General features: G+C 43.8%; 15 protein-coding genes and 1 tRNA gene. 15 read left to right on the forward strand and 1 reads right to left on the reverse strand.

The window, feature by feature from the left end:
- The first annotated feature begins 157 nt into the window (after positions 1 to 157).
- From tatC to VK179_11060, 3 genes are all read left to right on the forward strand, one after another.
- Positions 158 to 976 carry a twin-arginine translocase subunit TatC gene (gene tatC / locus VK179_11050; protein ID HLO59272.1) on the forward strand — a complete coding sequence of 273 codons (819 nt, stop codon included), beginning with the start codon at positions 158 to 160 and terminating at the stop codon, positions 974 to 976.
- 16 nt (positions 977 to 992) lie between these two features.
- Positions 993 to 1715, forward strand: coding sequence for an LPS export ABC transporter ATP-binding protein (gene lptB, locus VK179_11055; GenBank protein ID HLO59273.1), 723 nt, complete (start codon positions 993 to 995; stop codon positions 1713 to 1715).
- Between the two features lie 122 nt (positions 1716 to 1837).
- Positions 1838 to 2947: a DUF362 domain-containing protein gene (locus VK179_11060; GenBank protein ID HLO59274.1), complete on the forward strand. Its 1110-nt coding sequence runs from the start codon at positions 1838 to 1840 to the stop codon at positions 2945 to 2947.
- 11 nt (positions 2948 to 2958) lie between these two features.
- On the opposite strand, the gene VK179_11065 is transcribed toward VK179_11060, so the two are convergent.
- Positions 2959 to 3804 (reverse strand): hypothetical protein, encoded by an 846-nt coding sequence (locus VK179_11065; protein ID HLO59275.1) that lies wholly within the window; start codon positions 3802 to 3804, stop codon positions 2959 to 2961.
- 183 nt (positions 3805 to 3987) lie between these two features.
- On the opposite strand from VK179_11065, the gene VK179_11070 reads away from it, so the two are divergent.
- The 12 genes from VK179_11070 (at position 3988) to VK179_11125 (ending at position 15274) form a co-directional block, all read left to right on the forward strand.
- A tRNA-Leu gene (locus VK179_11070) sits at positions 3988 to 4069 on the forward strand.
- A 53-nt stretch (positions 4070 to 4122) separates the two neighbouring features.
- The gene (gene tig, locus VK179_11075) at positions 4123 to 5478 is read left to right on the forward strand and encodes a trigger factor (GenBank protein HLO59276.1); all 1356 of its coding nucleotides are present in this window, start codon (positions 4123 to 4125) and stop codon (positions 5476 to 5478) included.
- A gap of 30 nt (positions 5479 to 5508) precedes the next feature.
- Complete coding sequence (gene clpP, locus VK179_11080) at positions 5509 to 6189, forward strand: ATP-dependent Clp endopeptidase proteolytic subunit ClpP (GenBank protein ID HLO59277.1); 681 nt, start codon at positions 5509 to 5511, stop codon at positions 6187 to 6189.
- Between the two features lie 63 nt (positions 6190 to 6252).
- Positions 6253 to 7476, forward strand: coding sequence for an ATP-dependent Clp protease ATP-binding subunit ClpX (gene clpX, locus VK179_11085; GenBank protein HLO59278.1), 1224 nt, complete (start codon positions 6253 to 6255; stop codon positions 7474 to 7476).
- Positions 7477 to 7680: 204 nt separating this feature from the next.
- Positions 7681 to 9090: an anthranilate synthase component I family protein gene (locus VK179_11090; GenBank protein HLO59279.1), complete on the forward strand. Its 1410-nt coding sequence runs from the start codon at positions 7681 to 7683 to the stop codon at positions 9088 to 9090.
- Positions 9091 to 9100: 10 nt separating this feature from the next.
- Positions 9101 to 9673, forward strand: a complete 573-nt coding sequence (locus VK179_11095) for an aminodeoxychorismate/anthranilate synthase component II (protein ID HLO59280.1) — start codon at positions 9101 to 9103, stop codon at positions 9671 to 9673.
- 10 nt (positions 9674 to 9683) lie between these two features.
- Positions 9684 to 10676 carry an anthranilate phosphoribosyltransferase gene (gene trpD, locus VK179_11100; protein ID HLO59281.1) on the forward strand — a complete coding sequence of 331 codons (993 nt, stop codon included), beginning with the start codon at positions 9684 to 9686 and terminating at the stop codon, positions 10674 to 10676.
- On the forward strand, positions 10676 to 11461 hold the full coding sequence (gene trpC / locus VK179_11105; protein ID HLO59282.1) for an indole-3-glycerol phosphate synthase TrpC: 786 nt from the start codon (positions 10676 to 10678) through the stop codon (positions 11459 to 11461). Before trpD ends, trpC begins: the two co-directional genes overlap by 1 nt.
- A gap of 1 nt (position 11462) precedes the next feature.
- Positions 11463 to 12092, forward strand: a complete 630-nt coding sequence (locus VK179_11110) for a phosphoribosylanthranilate isomerase (GenBank protein HLO59283.1) — start codon at positions 11463 to 11465, stop codon at positions 12090 to 12092.
- A gap of 24 nt (positions 12093 to 12116) precedes the next feature.
- Complete coding sequence (gene trpB / locus VK179_11115) at positions 12117 to 13316, forward strand: tryptophan synthase subunit beta (GenBank protein HLO59284.1); 1200 nt, start codon at positions 12117 to 12119, stop codon at positions 13314 to 13316.
- Positions 13313 to 14095 carry a tryptophan synthase subunit alpha gene (gene trpA, locus VK179_11120; protein ID HLO59285.1) on the forward strand — a complete coding sequence of 261 codons (783 nt, stop codon included), beginning with the start codon at positions 13313 to 13315 and terminating at the stop codon, positions 14093 to 14095. Before trpB ends, trpA begins: the two co-directional genes overlap by 4 nt.
- Before the next feature lie 129 nt (positions 14096 to 14224).
- Positions 14225 to 15274: a methyltransferase gene (locus VK179_11125; protein HLO59286.1), complete on the forward strand. Its 1050-nt coding sequence runs from the start codon at positions 14225 to 14227 to the stop codon at positions 15272 to 15274.
- The last annotated feature ends 370 nt before the right edge of the window (positions 15275 to 15644 follow it).

A 15644-nucleotide genomic window follows, 5' to 3' on the forward strand; every position in this document is an offset into this window, starting at 1 on the left:
CGGATTGTACATAAGGCACGAATCGCCTGATTGAAGGCAATTTCAAAATATTAAATACATTTGTAAACTAAATTAATATTTTTTTTCTTATTTCGCTAAGCTTTAAAAAGCATTTTAAAATTTATTAACATTCGTCCTAAAAGGTTAAGATTTTCACATGGCAGCGCAAGAAAAGGGGGAAATGACGTTCCTTGAACACCTCGAAGAGCTCAGGTGGCACATTATCCGGTCAGTAATTGCAATTATAGTGATTGCCATTGCCGCATTTGTTTTTAAAAATTTTCTTTTTGATACTTTGTTGTTGGGGCCCAGCAGGGCTGATTTCTGGACCAACCGCATGCTGGCCTGGGTGGGAGAGAAAGTGCACATGAACCTGCTCATCAATCAAAAGCCTCTTGTTTTACAAAATACAGCGGTGGCCGGACAATTTGTTTCGCACATTAAGATAAGTCTCATCGCCGGTCTGGCATTGGGTTTTCCTTATCTGTTCTATGAATTCTGGCTTTTTATAAAGCCTGCTTTATATACGAATGAACGCCGACATGCATCAGGAGCTGTTTTTTACATTACATTCCTTTTCGTGCTTGGTATTACTTTTGGTTACTATCTGATTACCCCTTTTTCAATCAATTTTCTTTACAATTACCAGGTAAGTGAAGTTGTAAAAAATATACCTACACTCTCGTCTTATGTATCACTGGTTACATCCATTGTGCTTGTAAGCGGGATACTCTTTGAACTTCCCATGCTGATCTATTTTCTGAGTCAGATCGGGTTGGTAACGCCTTCATTTCTGAAAAAGTACAGGCGTCATGCATTTGTGGTTATTTTGCTTGTTGCGGGTATCATAACACCCACTCCGGATATGTTTACCCAACTTATGGTATCTTTGCCGATGATTTTACTGTATGAAATCGGTATTATCCTTTCAAGACGTGTTGAAAAGGCAAAGGAAAAGGCTGCATTGGCCGGATAATTATCAGGCATAAATTATGAAATTAAGGACAGAAAACCTTGTAAAGCGTTACCGGACCAGGACCGTGGTTAAGGATGTGTCCTTTGAAGTGGAACAGGGTGAAATTGCCGGTCTGTTAGGGCCGAATGGTGCCGGAAAGACCACATCATTCTATATGATTGTCGGACTTATCCAACCGAATTCAGGTAAAATTTTCCTTGACAATGAGGAAATTACTTACGAACCGGTATACCGGCGTGCACAGAAAGGCATCGGTTATCTTGCCCAGGAAGCTTCAGTTTTCCGCAGGCTGAGCGTGGAAGATAATATCCGTGCTGTTCTTGAAATGACCAATCTTAAAAAAGAGGAACAGAAAGAACGTGTTGAGTCGCTGCTGAATGAATTCGGTTTGCAAAAAATAAGAAAGAGCCTGGGCATTCAACTTTCAGGAGGAGAGAGGCGAAGAACCGAAATTGCACGCGCTCTAGCCCTTAAACCGAATTTTATACTGCTCGATGAGCCTTTTGCCGGGGTTGATCCTATTGCAGTTGAAGATATCCAGGAAATTGTGGCCAAACTCAAAAATAAAAATATTGGCATCCTGATTACCGATCACAATGTCCATGAAACGTTATCGATAACCGACAGGGCGTATCTTCTTTTCGAAGGCGAGATTCTCAAAGCCGGAACGGCCCGGGAACTCGCGGAAGACGAGCAGGTGAGAAGGGTATATCTTGGAAAAAACTTTGAACTCCGGTAGAAATTTATTTACGATTTACGATTAAAATAGTGATTAGTGATTAGTGATTAGTGACTGGTGACTGGTGACTGAACACTGAACACCGAACACCGAACCTCAAACTTGAAACCTCAAACATTCCAATGTCAAAAGTATACTTCACAGATCTCCGTGCGAATGCAACAATGAACCTGCAGCGCAAACTTGAAATCCTGATGAGAAAGGCGGGTATTGACACGATTGATTTTGATAAAAAGCTGACTGCAATTAAGATCCATTTCGGCGAACCCGGGAATCTTGCCTATTTAAGGCCCAACTTTGCCGCTACAGTGGTTAAATACCTCAAAAGCAAAGGCGCAAAACCGTTCCTTACCGATGCCAACACGCTGTATTCGGGCCGCCGGTCCAATGCCGTTGATCACCTGCGTTCGGCCTGGGAAAACGGGTTTAACCCTCTGGCTGTGGATTGTCCGGTGATCATTGCTGATGGGCTCAAAGGCCTTGATTACGATGAAGTACCTTTGAATATGGAATTTTGTAAAACGGCTAAAATTGGTAAGGCCGTTACCGATGCCGATGTGATCATTTCAATGACCCATTTTAAAGGGCATGAACTTACCGGTTTTGGTGGGGCTCTGAAAAACCTGGGAATGGGAAGTGCGGCCGTGGGCGGTAAAATGGAATTGCATTCAACTTCAGCTCCACGGATTTATGAAGAAAATTGTACAGGCTGTAAAATCTGTGTTAAAAACTGCGCTCAGGAAGCCATTACAGTTGGTGGTGATAAAATTGCTGTGATCGACTATGAAAGGTGTATCGGGTGCGGACAATGTGTGGCAGTGTGCCAGTACGACAGTGCCCAGGTGGTTTGGGAAAACGCTTCGGAATTGTCGAACTGCAAGATTGCAGAATACACTGCTGCCGTCTTAAAAGATAAGCCTTCATTCCACATCAATTTTATTCTTGATGTATCGCCTGATTGCGATTGCTGGAATTTCAATGATTATCCGCTGGTTCCGGATATCGGCATCGCAGCCTCCTTTGATCCGGTTGCCCTTGACCAGGCATGTGTTGATCTGGTCATCAAGGCACCTCTTATGCCGGGCAGCAGGGTGTATAAGAATAGCGCCCATGATCACAGCGGTCATGACAAATTCACAATGACCCACCCTAATGTGCACTGGGAATCAGGACTGGCACATGGCCAAAAAATAGGTCTTGGTGAAAGAAAATATGAGCTGATTAAAATCTGATCAGGTACGTTTTACCTTATTTCGTAAGCCACCACTGAATTGGCATTAAATGTAGGAACAAGAAGCAACTTCTTGGTAACCACATATTCTATGTCAGCGGCATTTACTTTGGCCGGTGTCGTATCAAGCAGTGGTTTTTTACCCTGGCCTTTGCCAACCCTGCTCACATGTCCCTGCCAGTCCGAAATAATATAGTTGCCTTTACCATCCGGCACAAGTCCGTCAACTGATCCTGTATTCGGAATGTAATCGCTGATTTCTTTTGTTTTAGGGTCAATGATAACTATGCTGTTTTCGAGGCCTGCCAGCAAATTGCCTTTTTCCATATACAATCCGTTGATGCCCTTCAGCCTGTCATCCTTCACGAGTAATTCAGCCTTTCCCTGCCTGATCACATGAACTGTCTTGTTTTCAGTATCGGAAACATATACATTGCCCTGTGCATCTGTTGCTATATCATTAAGGAATTTTGCGCCCTGAACCGGAATCATACGGTTAATCTTCCCGGTTTTGATATCTATTTCAGCCACCCTGTCAATGTCAGAAACATAGAGGAGATTGCTTATTACGCCCATTCCTTTGGGTGCATTCAATCCTTTTATCCACTGCGCAGAGATTATTTTACCATCTTCTGAAAGTTTGGAGATAAAACCGGTATTATCTTTTTCGTTAGGGGCACCTGTTACGTTTGAAACATATATAACCTGGTTGAGGTTATCATAAAAAACGGATTCCGGAACTTTGAGTTCTCCTTTGGCTTCCCATTTTTTTGTAAGACTGTCTGAAACGAAAACCTGTTGTGCTGTTAACGACAAGACGGCAATGTTCAGACACAGAATGGATATTATTTTTCTCATGGCTGGTTTTTAATTAGTTACAAAAATATGGCAATCTTTCCTTACTTATAATGTTTTTCTTCCAATAGTAGCACATAAGTGCGGAAATAGTTCATTTCATGCAGACAACAAACAGATTATCAAATTGTATTTCCAATTTATTTTCATGAAAATTAAAAAGTGGTATCTTTGCGCGAAATTTACGCGGATGTGGCGTAATTGGTAGCCGCGCAAGACTTAGGATCTTGTGCCGTAAGGCGTGGGGGTTCGAGTCCCTTCATCCGCACTGTAGTTTACTTAGACCGGAAGGTTGAGAAATGAATTATTAAATTGAAACTGATGAATATTAAAAAAGACAGTATTGACGAGCTGAATGCAGTAGTAACGATTAAAATTGAAAAGCCTGACTACGAGGAAAGAGTGAATAAGATTCTGAAGGACTACCGCAGGAAAGCCAAATTTGATGGTTTCAGGCCGGGTAATGTTCCCCAGGGGCTCGTAAATAAGATGTACCGCAAGCCGGTTCTGGCTGAAGAAATAAATAAGGTGTTGGCTGAGTCACTTAGCAAGTACCTTGTAGACGAAAAGCTTAATATTTTAGGCGAACCGTTGCCAAATGAAGCTCATCCTCTTAACATTAACTGGGATACCGATACTGAATTTGAATTCGTTTTTGATCTTGGACTTGCCCCTGACCTCACACTTGAAATCAGTGATAAGGACGTTCTGCCATTATATGATATAGCAGTGGATGATGAGGAAGTGAACAAGCAGATCGACAGGATGACGAACCGCTATGGCTCATTTGCTGACACCGATGTAATTTCTGAAAATGAAATGATCAAAGCGGATCTGACCGAGCTGGATGCTTCAGGCAATGCTGTTGAGAATGGTGTAAAAGTTGAAGACGGAACGATTTCACTTGAGTTTGTGAAAGACCAGGAAAGCAAAGATAGATTCAAAGGGCTGAAAGCAGGGGATGAATTGGTTCTTGATGTTAAAAAGGCTTTTGTAAATGATACCGACCTGGCAGCCTTGCTTAAAATCGATAAGGAAAAGCTGAATGATATCAACCCTGATTTTAAAGTCGTTGTTAAATCAATTTCCAGGTTTGAGAAAGCACCTGTAAACCAGGAACTGTTTGATAAAGCTTACGGAAAAGACAAAGTGAAATCGGAAGAAGAATTCCGCCAGAAAGTTCGCGATGAATTGAAAGCTGCATTGGGAAACAGCAGCAATTATAAATTCAAAAAAGATGCCCGCGATTATTTTCTTGGTAAATTCGACAGGAAACTTCCCGAAGAATTCCTGAAAAGATGGCTTCTTCACACCAATGAAGGTAAAGTTACACAGGAGCAGGTTGACAAGGATTTTGTACATTTTACCGAGGACCTTAAGTGGCAGCTGATTAAAGGTAAAATTACACGTGAGCAGGAATTGAAAATCAACGAGGAAGATTTGGTAGCCCATGTAAAAGAAGCCATTCGCCAGCAGTTTGTTCAGTATTATGGTCTGGCAGAGGTGCCCGAAGATCTTCTGGATAAATATGCGAAAGAAAGTCTGAACCGCGAAGAAGAAAGAAACCGTTATATCGACAGCCTGAACGAAGAGAAAGTTTTTGATTTTATCCGGAAAACGGTAAAACTTGATACCAAAGAAATAACTTTGGAGAATTTCAACAAACTTTTTGAATAAGAGTTATAGTTATTAAGTAAAACTTTGAGTATGGACCTGATAAGGGATTTCAACAAATTTGCCACCGGTCATATGGGAATCAGCAGCATCAACCTGCACCGGTTCACATCGGTGACAAATAGTTATATTTCTCCCACCATCATTGAGGAACGCCAGTTAAACATAGCCCAGATGGATGTGTTTTCAAGGCTTATGATGGACCGGATTATTTTTCTGGGCCTGCCGATTGATGATTATGTTGCCAATATTATACAGGCTCAGCTTTTATATCTCGATTCCGCCGATCCCGGCAAGGATATCCAGATCTATTTTAACACTCCCGGAGGGGCAGTTCATGCCGGTTTGGGCATTTATGACACCATGCAGTATGTAACCTGTGACGTGGCCACTATTTGCACAGGCATGGCCGCTTCGATGGGTGCAGTTCTTCTTTGTGCCGGAACCAAAGGTAAACGTACGGCATTGCGCCATTCAAGGATTATGATTCACCAGCCTATGGGCGGAGCACAGGGCCAGGCGACCGATATTGAAATTACAGCCAGGGAAATTCTGAAACTCAGATCAGAATTGTATACAATTATTGCGGACCATTCGGGAAATACGCTTGAAAAAGTGGAAAAGGATTCTGACCGCGATTACTGGATGACAGCTAAAGAAGCTATGGAGTACGGAATGATCGATGAAATCCTCGAACGGACCAAAAAGAAATAACGTGTCTTGTTTTTTCCTAACTTTGGACAGTTAAAAATCGTTTAACCGAATAAATTTTCGTTAATGGATAAATGCTCATTCTGCGGACGCGATAAAAGGGATACTAATTTGCTGATTGCAGGCATATCTGGACATATATGCGACAACTGCGTGGAGCAGGCATATGAGATTGTACAGGAGGAAACAAAGAAAAAGGCACCTTTTGACGTCACCAATATAAAGCTTCTAAAACCGAAGGAAATCAAGAAATTCCTTGATCTTTACGTGATAGGGCAGGAAGATGCCAAAAAGATCATTTCCGTTGCCGTTTATAATCATTATAAAAGGTTAATGCAGATCACACGCCGCGACCAGGCTGACGAAGTTGAAATTGAGAAATCGAATATCATTCTGGTCGGAGAGACTGGCACCGGTAAAACTCTGCTGGCACGTACAATCGCCAAACTGCTTCATGTACCTTTTACAATAGTTGACGCCACGGTTCTTACTGAGGCCGGCTATGTAGGCGAGGACATTGAAAGCATTCTTACAAGGCTTTTGCAGGTTGCCGATTATAATACTGAAGCGGCTGAAAAAGGAATTGTCTTCATTGATGAGATCGATAAAATAGCGCGCAAAGGCGACAATCCTTCAATTACCCGCGACGTTTCAGGCGAAGGTGTTCAACAGGGCCTTCTCAAACTTCTTGAGGGTTCTGTAGTTAATGTTCCACCCCAGGGCGGGCGTAAACATCCCGATCAGAAAATGATACCGGTTGATACCCGGAACATTCTTTTTATTTGCGGCGGTGCTTTTGAAGGCATTGAACGTAAAATAGCCCACCGGCTGAATACAACGGTTGTCGGTTATAACGCTTCAAGGCAAACCGATCGCATCGAAAGGGAGAACCTGATGCAGTATATTGCACCCCAGGATCTGCGGGCTTACGGTATGATTCCTGAAATAATCGGGCGTTTGCCGATTCTTACTTACCTGCATCCGCTCGACAGGAAAACTTTACGCAGCATTCTAACCGAACCGAAGAATTCAATCATCAAGCAATATGAAAAGTTGTTCGATATGGATGAAGTGAAACTCACCTTCGAAGAAGAGGCACTTGATTATATTGTTGACAAAGCGGTTGAATTCAAGCTTGGCGCCCGCGGATTGAGGTCAATTTGCGAGGTGATTATGGTAGATGTTATGTTCGAGCAGCCCTCATCAGAGGACCGTGAATTCGTTGTCACTGCTGATTATGCTAAGACAAGGGTTGATAAAATCAACCTGCACCGGTTGAAAGCGGCCTGATTTTGAAATTAAAAAATATGTAATATATTTGCATTGTAATCGGATATAAATGAACAGAACGTATACAACTTGGTGGTGGTGGTACATCCATTTTCTCATAAACCCGTGAGACCGTCACCCTTTTGTATTCACTAAAAGATATAGCAGCGGCCTATCGTACTCACGGTAGGCCGCTTTTGTTTTGTCACCCTTTATCAAAATGATATGAAAAAATACACGATTAAAACCAAAACCAGGCAGATGCTGGCCGACACCATTACCCCGGTGAGCATTTATTTACGAATCAGGGATGTCTTTCCTAATTCACTGCTGCTTGAAAGTTCCGACTATCACGGTAATGAGAACAGTTATTCCTTCATTTGCCTTAAACCCATTGCCGGTTTTGAAGCTGATCACGGAACAGTAACCGAAAGCTATCCTGACGGAACCGTTGCTAAAACTGAATTAACCGGAAATACAGGCCTGAAGGAAAGATTCAGGAATTTTCTGCAATCATTCGAACAGTCGGCTGACCAATCAGGGGCTGTTATAAACGGGTTATTTGGATATGCCTCCTATGATGCCATCCGGTATTTTGAGACAATAAAACTGAAAGACCGAGTAATTCCCGAACAACAAATACCTCACCTCAAATACAACTTCTACAACTACATCATTGCCATCAATCATTTTCAGAACAACCTGCAGATTATTGAAAACCGAATAAATGGTGAGCCCAGTGAACTCGAAAGGATTGAAACCCTTTTGAACAGCCGCAACCTGGCTATTTTCAATTTCAAAACCATCGGATCGGAAAATTCAAATATCTCCGATGAAGAATATATGAAAATGGTGACAAAAGGGAAAGAGCATTGTTACAGGGGCGATGTGTTCCAGGTGGTCCTTTCACGCCAGTTTTCACAGCGGTTTACAGGTGATGAATTCAATGTATACAGGGCTCTCCGGTCAATCAATCCATCCCCCTACCTGTTTTATTTCGATTACGGAAATTATAAAATCTTTGGCTCCTCACCCGAATCGCATCTGAAAATAAACAAGGGCAAGGCATACATCAATCCGATTGCCGGAACATTTAAAAGAACAGGCGATGATGAACATGACAAGGTTCTTGCCCAGAAACTTTCAACCGATCTGAAAGAGAATGCAGAGCATGTAATGCTTGTTGACCTGGCAAGGAACGATCTCAGCCGCCATGCCGGTAATGTTGAAGTTGAGAGATACCGTGAAGTACAATTCTTTTCGCATGTAATCCACCTGGTTTCATCCGTTTCGAGTCAGCTGAATTCCACATCAGATATTACCGATATGATGGCAGCCACTTTCCCGGCAGGCACCCTGACAGGTGCCCCCAAATTCAGGGCTATGCAGCTTATTGATGAATACGAAAACCAGAATCGCGGATATTATGGCGGTGCCATTGGTTTTCTCGATTTCAACGGCAGATTTAACCACGCCATCATGATCAGGACATTCCTGAGTAAGGGGAATACACTCTTTTACCAGGCCGGTGCGGGAATCGTAGCCATTTCAAACGAGGAAAGTGAATTGCAGGAGGTGAACAACAAACTGGGAGCTTTGAAAAAAGCGATTGAGCTGGCGGGTCAAATCAATTAATCACTGAAACATGAAAAAGATTCTTGTAATCGACAATTACGATTCCTTTACATACAACCTGGTTCATTACATTCACCGGATACACGGCCATTATCCCGATGTGTACAGAAATGACGGGATTGACCTGGCATCGGCAGAGAAATACGATAAAATACTGCTGTCACCTGGGCCGGGGATTCCCGTAGAGGCGGGCATCTGCCTTGACCTGATCAGGGAGCTGGGTAAGAAAAAAAGTATCCTGGGTGTGTGCTTGGGCCACCAGGCGATTGGTGAAGCCTATGGCGGTACACTTGCAAATCTTTCGCAGGTTTTTCACGGACTGGCAACACCGGTTGCCATCACTTCCAAAGAAGAACCGTTGTTCAGTGGTTTGCCGGTAACTTTTACAGCAGGGCGCTATCATTCATGGGTAGTCACCCGTGAAAATCTGCCGGAATGCTTCACCATTACATGCGAGGATGAAAATGGCACTATCATGGGAATTTCCCATAAGCGGCATGACGTGCGGGGTGTGCAGTTTCATCCCGAATCGGTGCTTACTGAACATGGCTATGAAATAATGAAAAACTGGCTTAACCTGTAAAATCTGAATCATGAAAAATATTCTCAATCACCTTTTTGAGCACAAAACCCTGAAAAAATCAGAGGCTGAAGAAGTGTTAACTAAAATTGCTGGGGGCATTTATTCGGAATCCGAAATGGCAGCCTTTATTACCGTGTACCTTATGCGAAGCATAACAGTGGAAGAGCTGACTGGCTTCCGTGATGCACTCAGGAATCTTTGCCTGCGGGTAAACCTTGATGATTTCGACACCATGGATGTTTGCGGTACCGGTGGTGACGGTAAGGATACATTTAATATATCCACGCTTACTACCTTTGTACTGGCAGGTGCCGGGGCGAAAATCGCTAAACACGGCAACTATGGAGTATCGTCGGTGTGCGGATCATCAAACATAATGGAATACTTCGGGTATAAATTTTCAGTGGACAGAGATAAATTGCGGCGGGAAATCGACAAGAGCGGAGTTTGTTTTTTGCATGCCCCGCTGTTTAACCCGGCCATGAAAAATGTGGCTCCTGTTCGACGAGCACTGAAAGTGAAAACCTTTTTCAATATGCTTGGCCCCATGATCAACCCGGCTTTTCCGGGAAAACAAATGATCGGGGTTTACAGCCTCGACCTTGCCCGTCTTTATAATTACCTCTACCAGCAATCGGATACCCGCTTTGCCATCATCCACAGCCTCGATGGCTATGATGAAATTTCACTTACATCCGATTTTAAATACATCCTTAACGGGGTTGAGCGGATTGTATCGCCGGGTGAATACAGCTACGATCTGACCACGCATGAATCGCTCAACGGAGGATCTACGGTTAAAGAGTCAGCTGACATATTCCTGAATGTACTGAAGGCTTGTGGTACTAAAGCTCAGATGCAGGTTGTGACGGCCAACGCACAGGTGGCACTGATGTGTTATTATCCCGGTAAGTCAGCCGCTACATGCAGGCAGCTTGCCGAAGAATCGCTGAAAAGTGGTAAAGCGCTCGCGTCGTTTGAAAATCTCATATCCATGCAATAATGACAATACTTGACGAAATAATTGCCTTTAAAAAAGAGGAAATAACGGAGGCCAGGAAAAAGTTCCCTGAAAGCCGGCTGCAAAACAGCAAGCTGTTCAGGCGAAAGGTGCTTCCTATGACAGAAAGTCTTCTGAGTCCCGACAAGACCGGTATAATTGCCGAGTTTAAACGGATGTCGCCTTCAAAGGGAATGATTAATGCAGATTGTTCGATAGAAGAAGTGATAACTGGCTATTTCAGGTGCGGTGCTTCGGGTTTGTCTGTGTTAACCGACAATCATTTTTTCGGAGGAAACAATGACGATCTTAAAAGAGCAAGGGAACTCACCTCTATACCGGTATTAAGGAAGGATTTCATTATTGATCAATACCAGATTACAGAGGCCAGGGCGATAGGAGCCGATCTGATCCTGATTATCGCTGCAGCAGTGAGCCGTTCACAGGCAGATGAGCTGGCAGCCTATGCCAGGTCGCTTGACCTGCAGGTACTGCTTGAAGTTCACAATGCTGATGAACTGAATTACGTCAGTAATAATGTGAACATTGTCGGTGTGAACAACCGGGATCTGAAAACCTTTAAAATCGATATCGAAACTTCTGTAAACCTGGCCTGTGAGATACCTGACGGTTTCCTGAAAATTTCGGAAAGCGGCATTACTTCGCCGCTGGTTTACAAAAAACTTAAAGGGTGCGGATATAACGGATTCCTCATAGGAGAAAATTTTATGCGCACTCCCGAACCGGCAAAGGCGTTTGCCGATTTTGTCGAACTTATTACATCCTGAGATGATCCGGATTAAAGTGTGTGGCATGAGAGACCCCGGCAATATCAGGGAGGTGTCTGCGAAAAGGCCCGACATGATGGGATTTATTTTCTTTCCCGGATCAAAGCGGTTTGTTGGCATTGATCCTGACCCTGAAATGTTTGGATTGGTACCGGATGATATAAAAAGGGCGGGTGTTTTTGTAAACCAGGACTCTGCTTTTATTCTTAAAACTGCAGAAGACTTCGGCCTGCATATGATTCAGCTCCATGGCTCAGAATCGCCCGCCGTTTGTGCATCCTTTCGTAATGCCGGGTATATGGTAATAAAGGCCTTTGGAATCGGCGGAGATTTTGATTTCAAAAAAATAAGAACTTACTCAGATTGTTGCGATTATTTTCTCTTTGACACCTACACAGAAGCCCATGGTGGTTCGGGTACGCAGTTTGACTGGTCTGTGCTCGATCGTTACACTTTACAGGTGCCGTTTCTTCTCAGCGGAGGAATAGGGGAGAATGATGCGGTGCGGATAAATGAAATGGTCCATTCCATGTTCTACGGAGTTGATATTAACAGCAGGTTTGAAACCTCACCGGGTCTTAAGGATGCCATTAAAGTCGGGCAGTTCATTAATGCCCTTCATGAAAAATAATTTAAACAGGAAATACGACAAAAAATGAAGTATTCGGTTAACGATAAGGGTTATTACGGGGAATTCGGCGGAGCTTTTATTCCCGAAATGATGTATCGCAATATTGAAGAATTGCGTGAAAATTATCTGAAAATACTTTCAGATCCTTCTTTCATAAGCGAATTCAAAAACCTGCTGAAAAATTATGTGGGCCGGCCGTCGCCTTTGTATTATGCAGCCAGGCTGTCGGAGCATTTCAGGACGAGGATTTTTCTGAAGCGCGAAGACCTCAACCACACCGGTGCCCATAAGATAAACAACACGGTGGGGCAGATACTGATTGCAAAACGGCTTGGGAAGACACGGATTATTGCGGAGACAGGTGCCGGCCAGCATGGAGTGGCCACAGCGACGGTTTGCGCTTTAATGGGACTCAAATGCATCGTTTACATGGGCAAAACCGATGTGGAAAGGCAGGAACCGAATGTGTTGAGGATGAAGATGCTGGGTGCAGAAGTGATCCCGGTGTTAAGCGGAAATATGACACTGAAAGATGCTACAAATGAAGCTATCCGCGATTGGATCAACAACCCGGTTGATACTCATTATATAATCGGTTCGGTTGTGGGGCCGCATCCTTATCCCGACCTGGTTGCGCGCCTGCAGTCGGTTATAAGTGAAGAGGTGCAGGCTCAGCTGCTAGAACAGACAGGAAATCCTGATCCGGATTACATTATTGCCTGTGTGGGAGGTGGGAGTAATGCGGCCGGGGCATTCTATCATTATCTCGACCGTGAAAAGGTAAAGCTGGTGGCTGTGGAGGCTGCCGGCAAAGGAGTTGAAAGCGGTGAATCAGCAGCAACAATGGTCCTTGGCCATCCGGGGATTATTCACGGCAGCCGCACCATGCTTATGCAGGATGACGACGGTCAGATCCTCGAGCCCTATTCGGTTTCGGCAGGTCTCGATTACCCGGGAATCGGTCCAATGCATTCGAATTTATTCAAAACAGGCCGAGCCATTTTCAAATATGCAACTGATGATGAGGCCCTGGATGCAGCTTTCCTGCTTACCCGCCTGGAGGGAATTGTTCCTGCGCTTGAATCGGCACATGCCCTGGCGGCACTCGGCATGATCCGGTTTGCGGAAAAAGATGTAGTGGTTGTGAATGTATCAGGGCGGGGCGATAAAGATATGGCTGCCTACATAAAATATATGAACACACACAATACAATCGCATTATGAATCGCATAGATCAGCTTTTTCAGATAAAACAACATGAAATATTATCGGTATATTTCACAGCAGGCCATCCGGAGCTCAATTCGGCGCCTGTCATAATTAAGGCACTTGCTGAAGCCGGTGTGGATATGATTGAAATCGGCATGCCATTTTCCGATCCGATGGCGGATGGCCCGGTGATCCAGCAAAGCAGCAGCAAGGCTCTGAAAAATGGAATGAGCCTGAATTTGTTATTTGAACAGCTAAAGGATATACGCAGCAAAGTTCGGGTGCCCCTGTTATTAATGGGGTATTTGAACCCTGTTCTGCAATACGGGATGGAACGGTTTTGCCAAAGCTGCGCCAGGGTGGGTATTGACGGGATCATCCTGCCGGATTTGCCGCTTGAAGTTTATGAAAATGAGTATAAACCATTTTTTATTAAGGCCGGTTTGCATAACATCTTTCTCATATCGCCTCAAACCAGCGAAGCGAGGCTGCAAGCGCTTGATAATGCCGGTTCCGGGTTTCTGTATTTTGTTTCTTCCTCCTCCACAACAGGTATGAAAAATGGTTTTACGGGTGAACAAACCGCTTACTTTGAAAAGATCTCCCGGCATAACCTTAAAAATCATTCCCTGATAGGGTTCGGCATTTCAAACCATGACACGTTTGCCACAGTATGCCGCTATGCTTCCGGTGCCATTATAGGCAGTGCATTTGTTAAAATGCTTTCTGAAGTAGAAATGACGGGTGTAGTAGAGAAAATATACAAATTTGTCGAACCCTTGAAGGGTCCCTAATTCTTCTGTGAGCCATGTCAATCCTGCACCTTGGAGGTTTGTCAGACCCTTCAAGGGTATCGGGCTACAACTTTTTGAACATTCAAACGGACATGCTGTTATGCCATAGTTAACCCTAAATTGAATGCTATGGAAATATCGAGAGAAATTCAGGTTGAAAAAAAAGTTGACCCGTCAAAAATTTTCCAGGTAGGAATGGGATTTTTTGCGTCGAAAACGTTTCTGACTGCCGTAAAAATTGAACTATTCACCATACTGGCCAATCAATGGTTGTCAGGACAGGAAATCAGGCACCGTCTTAATTTGAATGAAAGAAGTTTGTACGATTTCCTTGATACTCTTGTAGCCCTAGGATTTCTTCAGAGAAAGGGCATCCGCGAAAATGCTTCATATGCCAACAGTCCCGAAGCAGAAATATACCTTGATAAATGCCGGCTTACCTATATTGGCGGAATACTCGAAATGGCCAACAACAGGCTTTACCCTTCATGGAATCATTTGGAAGAAGCACTGAGAACAGGCAAGCCTCAGAATGAATTGCGTTCCGAAGGCTATGATTTTTTTGAACAGATCTATTCAGATAAAAGAAAGACCCGTGAATTCATCAATGCTATGGGAGGAGCTCAGACCGGGAACTTTATTGCTTTTGCTGAAAGATTCGATTTTTCAAAATACACAACCTTATGTGATATTGGCGGAGCCGGAGCCCAGCTTAGTGCTATGGTTACCATGCGCAAGCCTCAGATTCACTGCAAATCGTTTGATTTGCCTGCCATTTCACCTATTGCACTTGAAAATATAAGTAAGTTGGGGCTGGCTGACAAGATTGAAGTCGTGAGCGGCGATTTTTTTAACGATCCGTTTCCGCGTGCTGACATTATAACCATGGGAAATATTCTGCACGACTGGGGAACACGTGACAAGATCAGGTTGATCCAAAAGGCTTACGAAGCGTTGCCTTCGGGTGGTTCGTTTGTTGTAATTGAAAGCATTATTGATAATGAAAGAAGAGAGAACGCCTTTGGACTCCTGATGTCGCTTAACATGCTTATTGAAACGCAGGAAGGGTATAATTTTTCAGCCGAGGATTTTAACGGTTGGGCTAAAGAGGCAGGTTTTTCCGAAACCTACATTCTGCCATTATCCGAGAGTTCGAACGCTGTCGTGGCGGTGAAATGAAAGATCCGGTGAAAACCTGACAGCGTCCAGAGGACCTGTCAGCGTTTGAACACCAAAAGGCAGCTACTACAAAGATGTCGCCACTCCGTGGCTATGAGTTCATAAGATCATTCGTTTACTACAAAGATGTCGCCACTCCGTGGCTTATACGTAAATCCAACAGCCACGGAGTGGCGACATCTTTGTCCCTATCGTCCCTATCGTCCCTATCGTCCCTAACCACAACACCGAACAAGGAACACCGATTTAAGAATAACGAAGACTGCAATAAAGCAAAAACCTGCTGAACTCTCGTCACAGCAGGTTTACATAACCCCAATATAGTGTTTACACATATTCTTTCATATTAGTTGCAGGCCAGCATTTCGTT

It is taken from the genome of Bacteroidales bacterium, from assembly GCA_035299085.1.
Taxonomy (GTDB): Bacteria; Bacteroidota; Bacteroidia; order Bacteroidales; family UBA10428; genus UBA5072.

Coding starts and splice junctions, on each gene's coding strand:
- tatC (HLO59272.1), top strand. CDS start 158: ATGGCAGCGCAAGAAAAGGGGGAAATGACGTTCCTTGAACACCTCGAA.
- lptB (HLO59273.1), top strand. CDS start 993: ATGAAATTAAGGACAGAAAACCTTGTAAAGCGTTACCGGACCAGGACC.
- VK179_11060 (HLO59274.1), top strand. CDS start 1,838: ATGTCAAAAGTATACTTCACAGATCTCCGTGCGAATGCAACAATGAAC.
- VK179_11065 (HLO59275.1), bottom strand. CDS start 3,804: ATGAGAAAAATAATATCCATTCTGTGTCTGAACATTGCCGTCTTGTCG.
- tig (HLO59276.1), top strand. CDS start 4,123: ATGAATATTAAAAAAGACAGTATTGACGAGCTGAATGCAGTAGTAACG.
- clpP (HLO59277.1), top strand. CDS start 5,509: ATGGACCTGATAAGGGATTTCAACAAATTTGCCACCGGTCATATGGGA.
- clpX (HLO59278.1), top strand. CDS start 6,253: ATGGATAAATGCTCATTCTGCGGACGCGATAAAAGGGATACTAATTTG.
- VK179_11090 (HLO59279.1), top strand. CDS start 7,681: ATGAAAAAATACACGATTAAAACCAAAACCAGGCAGATGCTGGCCGAC.
- VK179_11095 (HLO59280.1), top strand. CDS start 9,101: ATGAAAAAGATTCTTGTAATCGACAATTACGATTCCTTTACATACAAC.
- trpD (HLO59281.1), top strand. CDS start 9,684: ATGAAAAATATTCTCAATCACCTTTTTGAGCACAAAACCCTGAAAAAA.
- trpC (HLO59282.1), top strand. CDS start 10,676: ATGACAATACTTGACGAAATAATTGCCTTTAAAAAAGAGGAAATAACG.
- VK179_11110 (HLO59283.1), top strand. CDS start 11,463: ATGATCCGGATTAAAGTGTGTGGCATGAGAGACCCCGGCAATATCAGG.
- trpB (HLO59284.1), top strand. CDS start 12,117: ATGAAGTATTCGGTTAACGATAAGGGTTATTACGGGGAATTCGGCGGA.
- trpA (HLO59285.1), top strand. CDS start 13,313: ATGAATCGCATAGATCAGCTTTTTCAGATAAAACAACATGAAATATTA.
- VK179_11125 (HLO59286.1), top strand. CDS start 14,225: ATGGAAATATCGAGAGAAATTCAGGTTGAAAAAAAAGTTGACCCGTCA.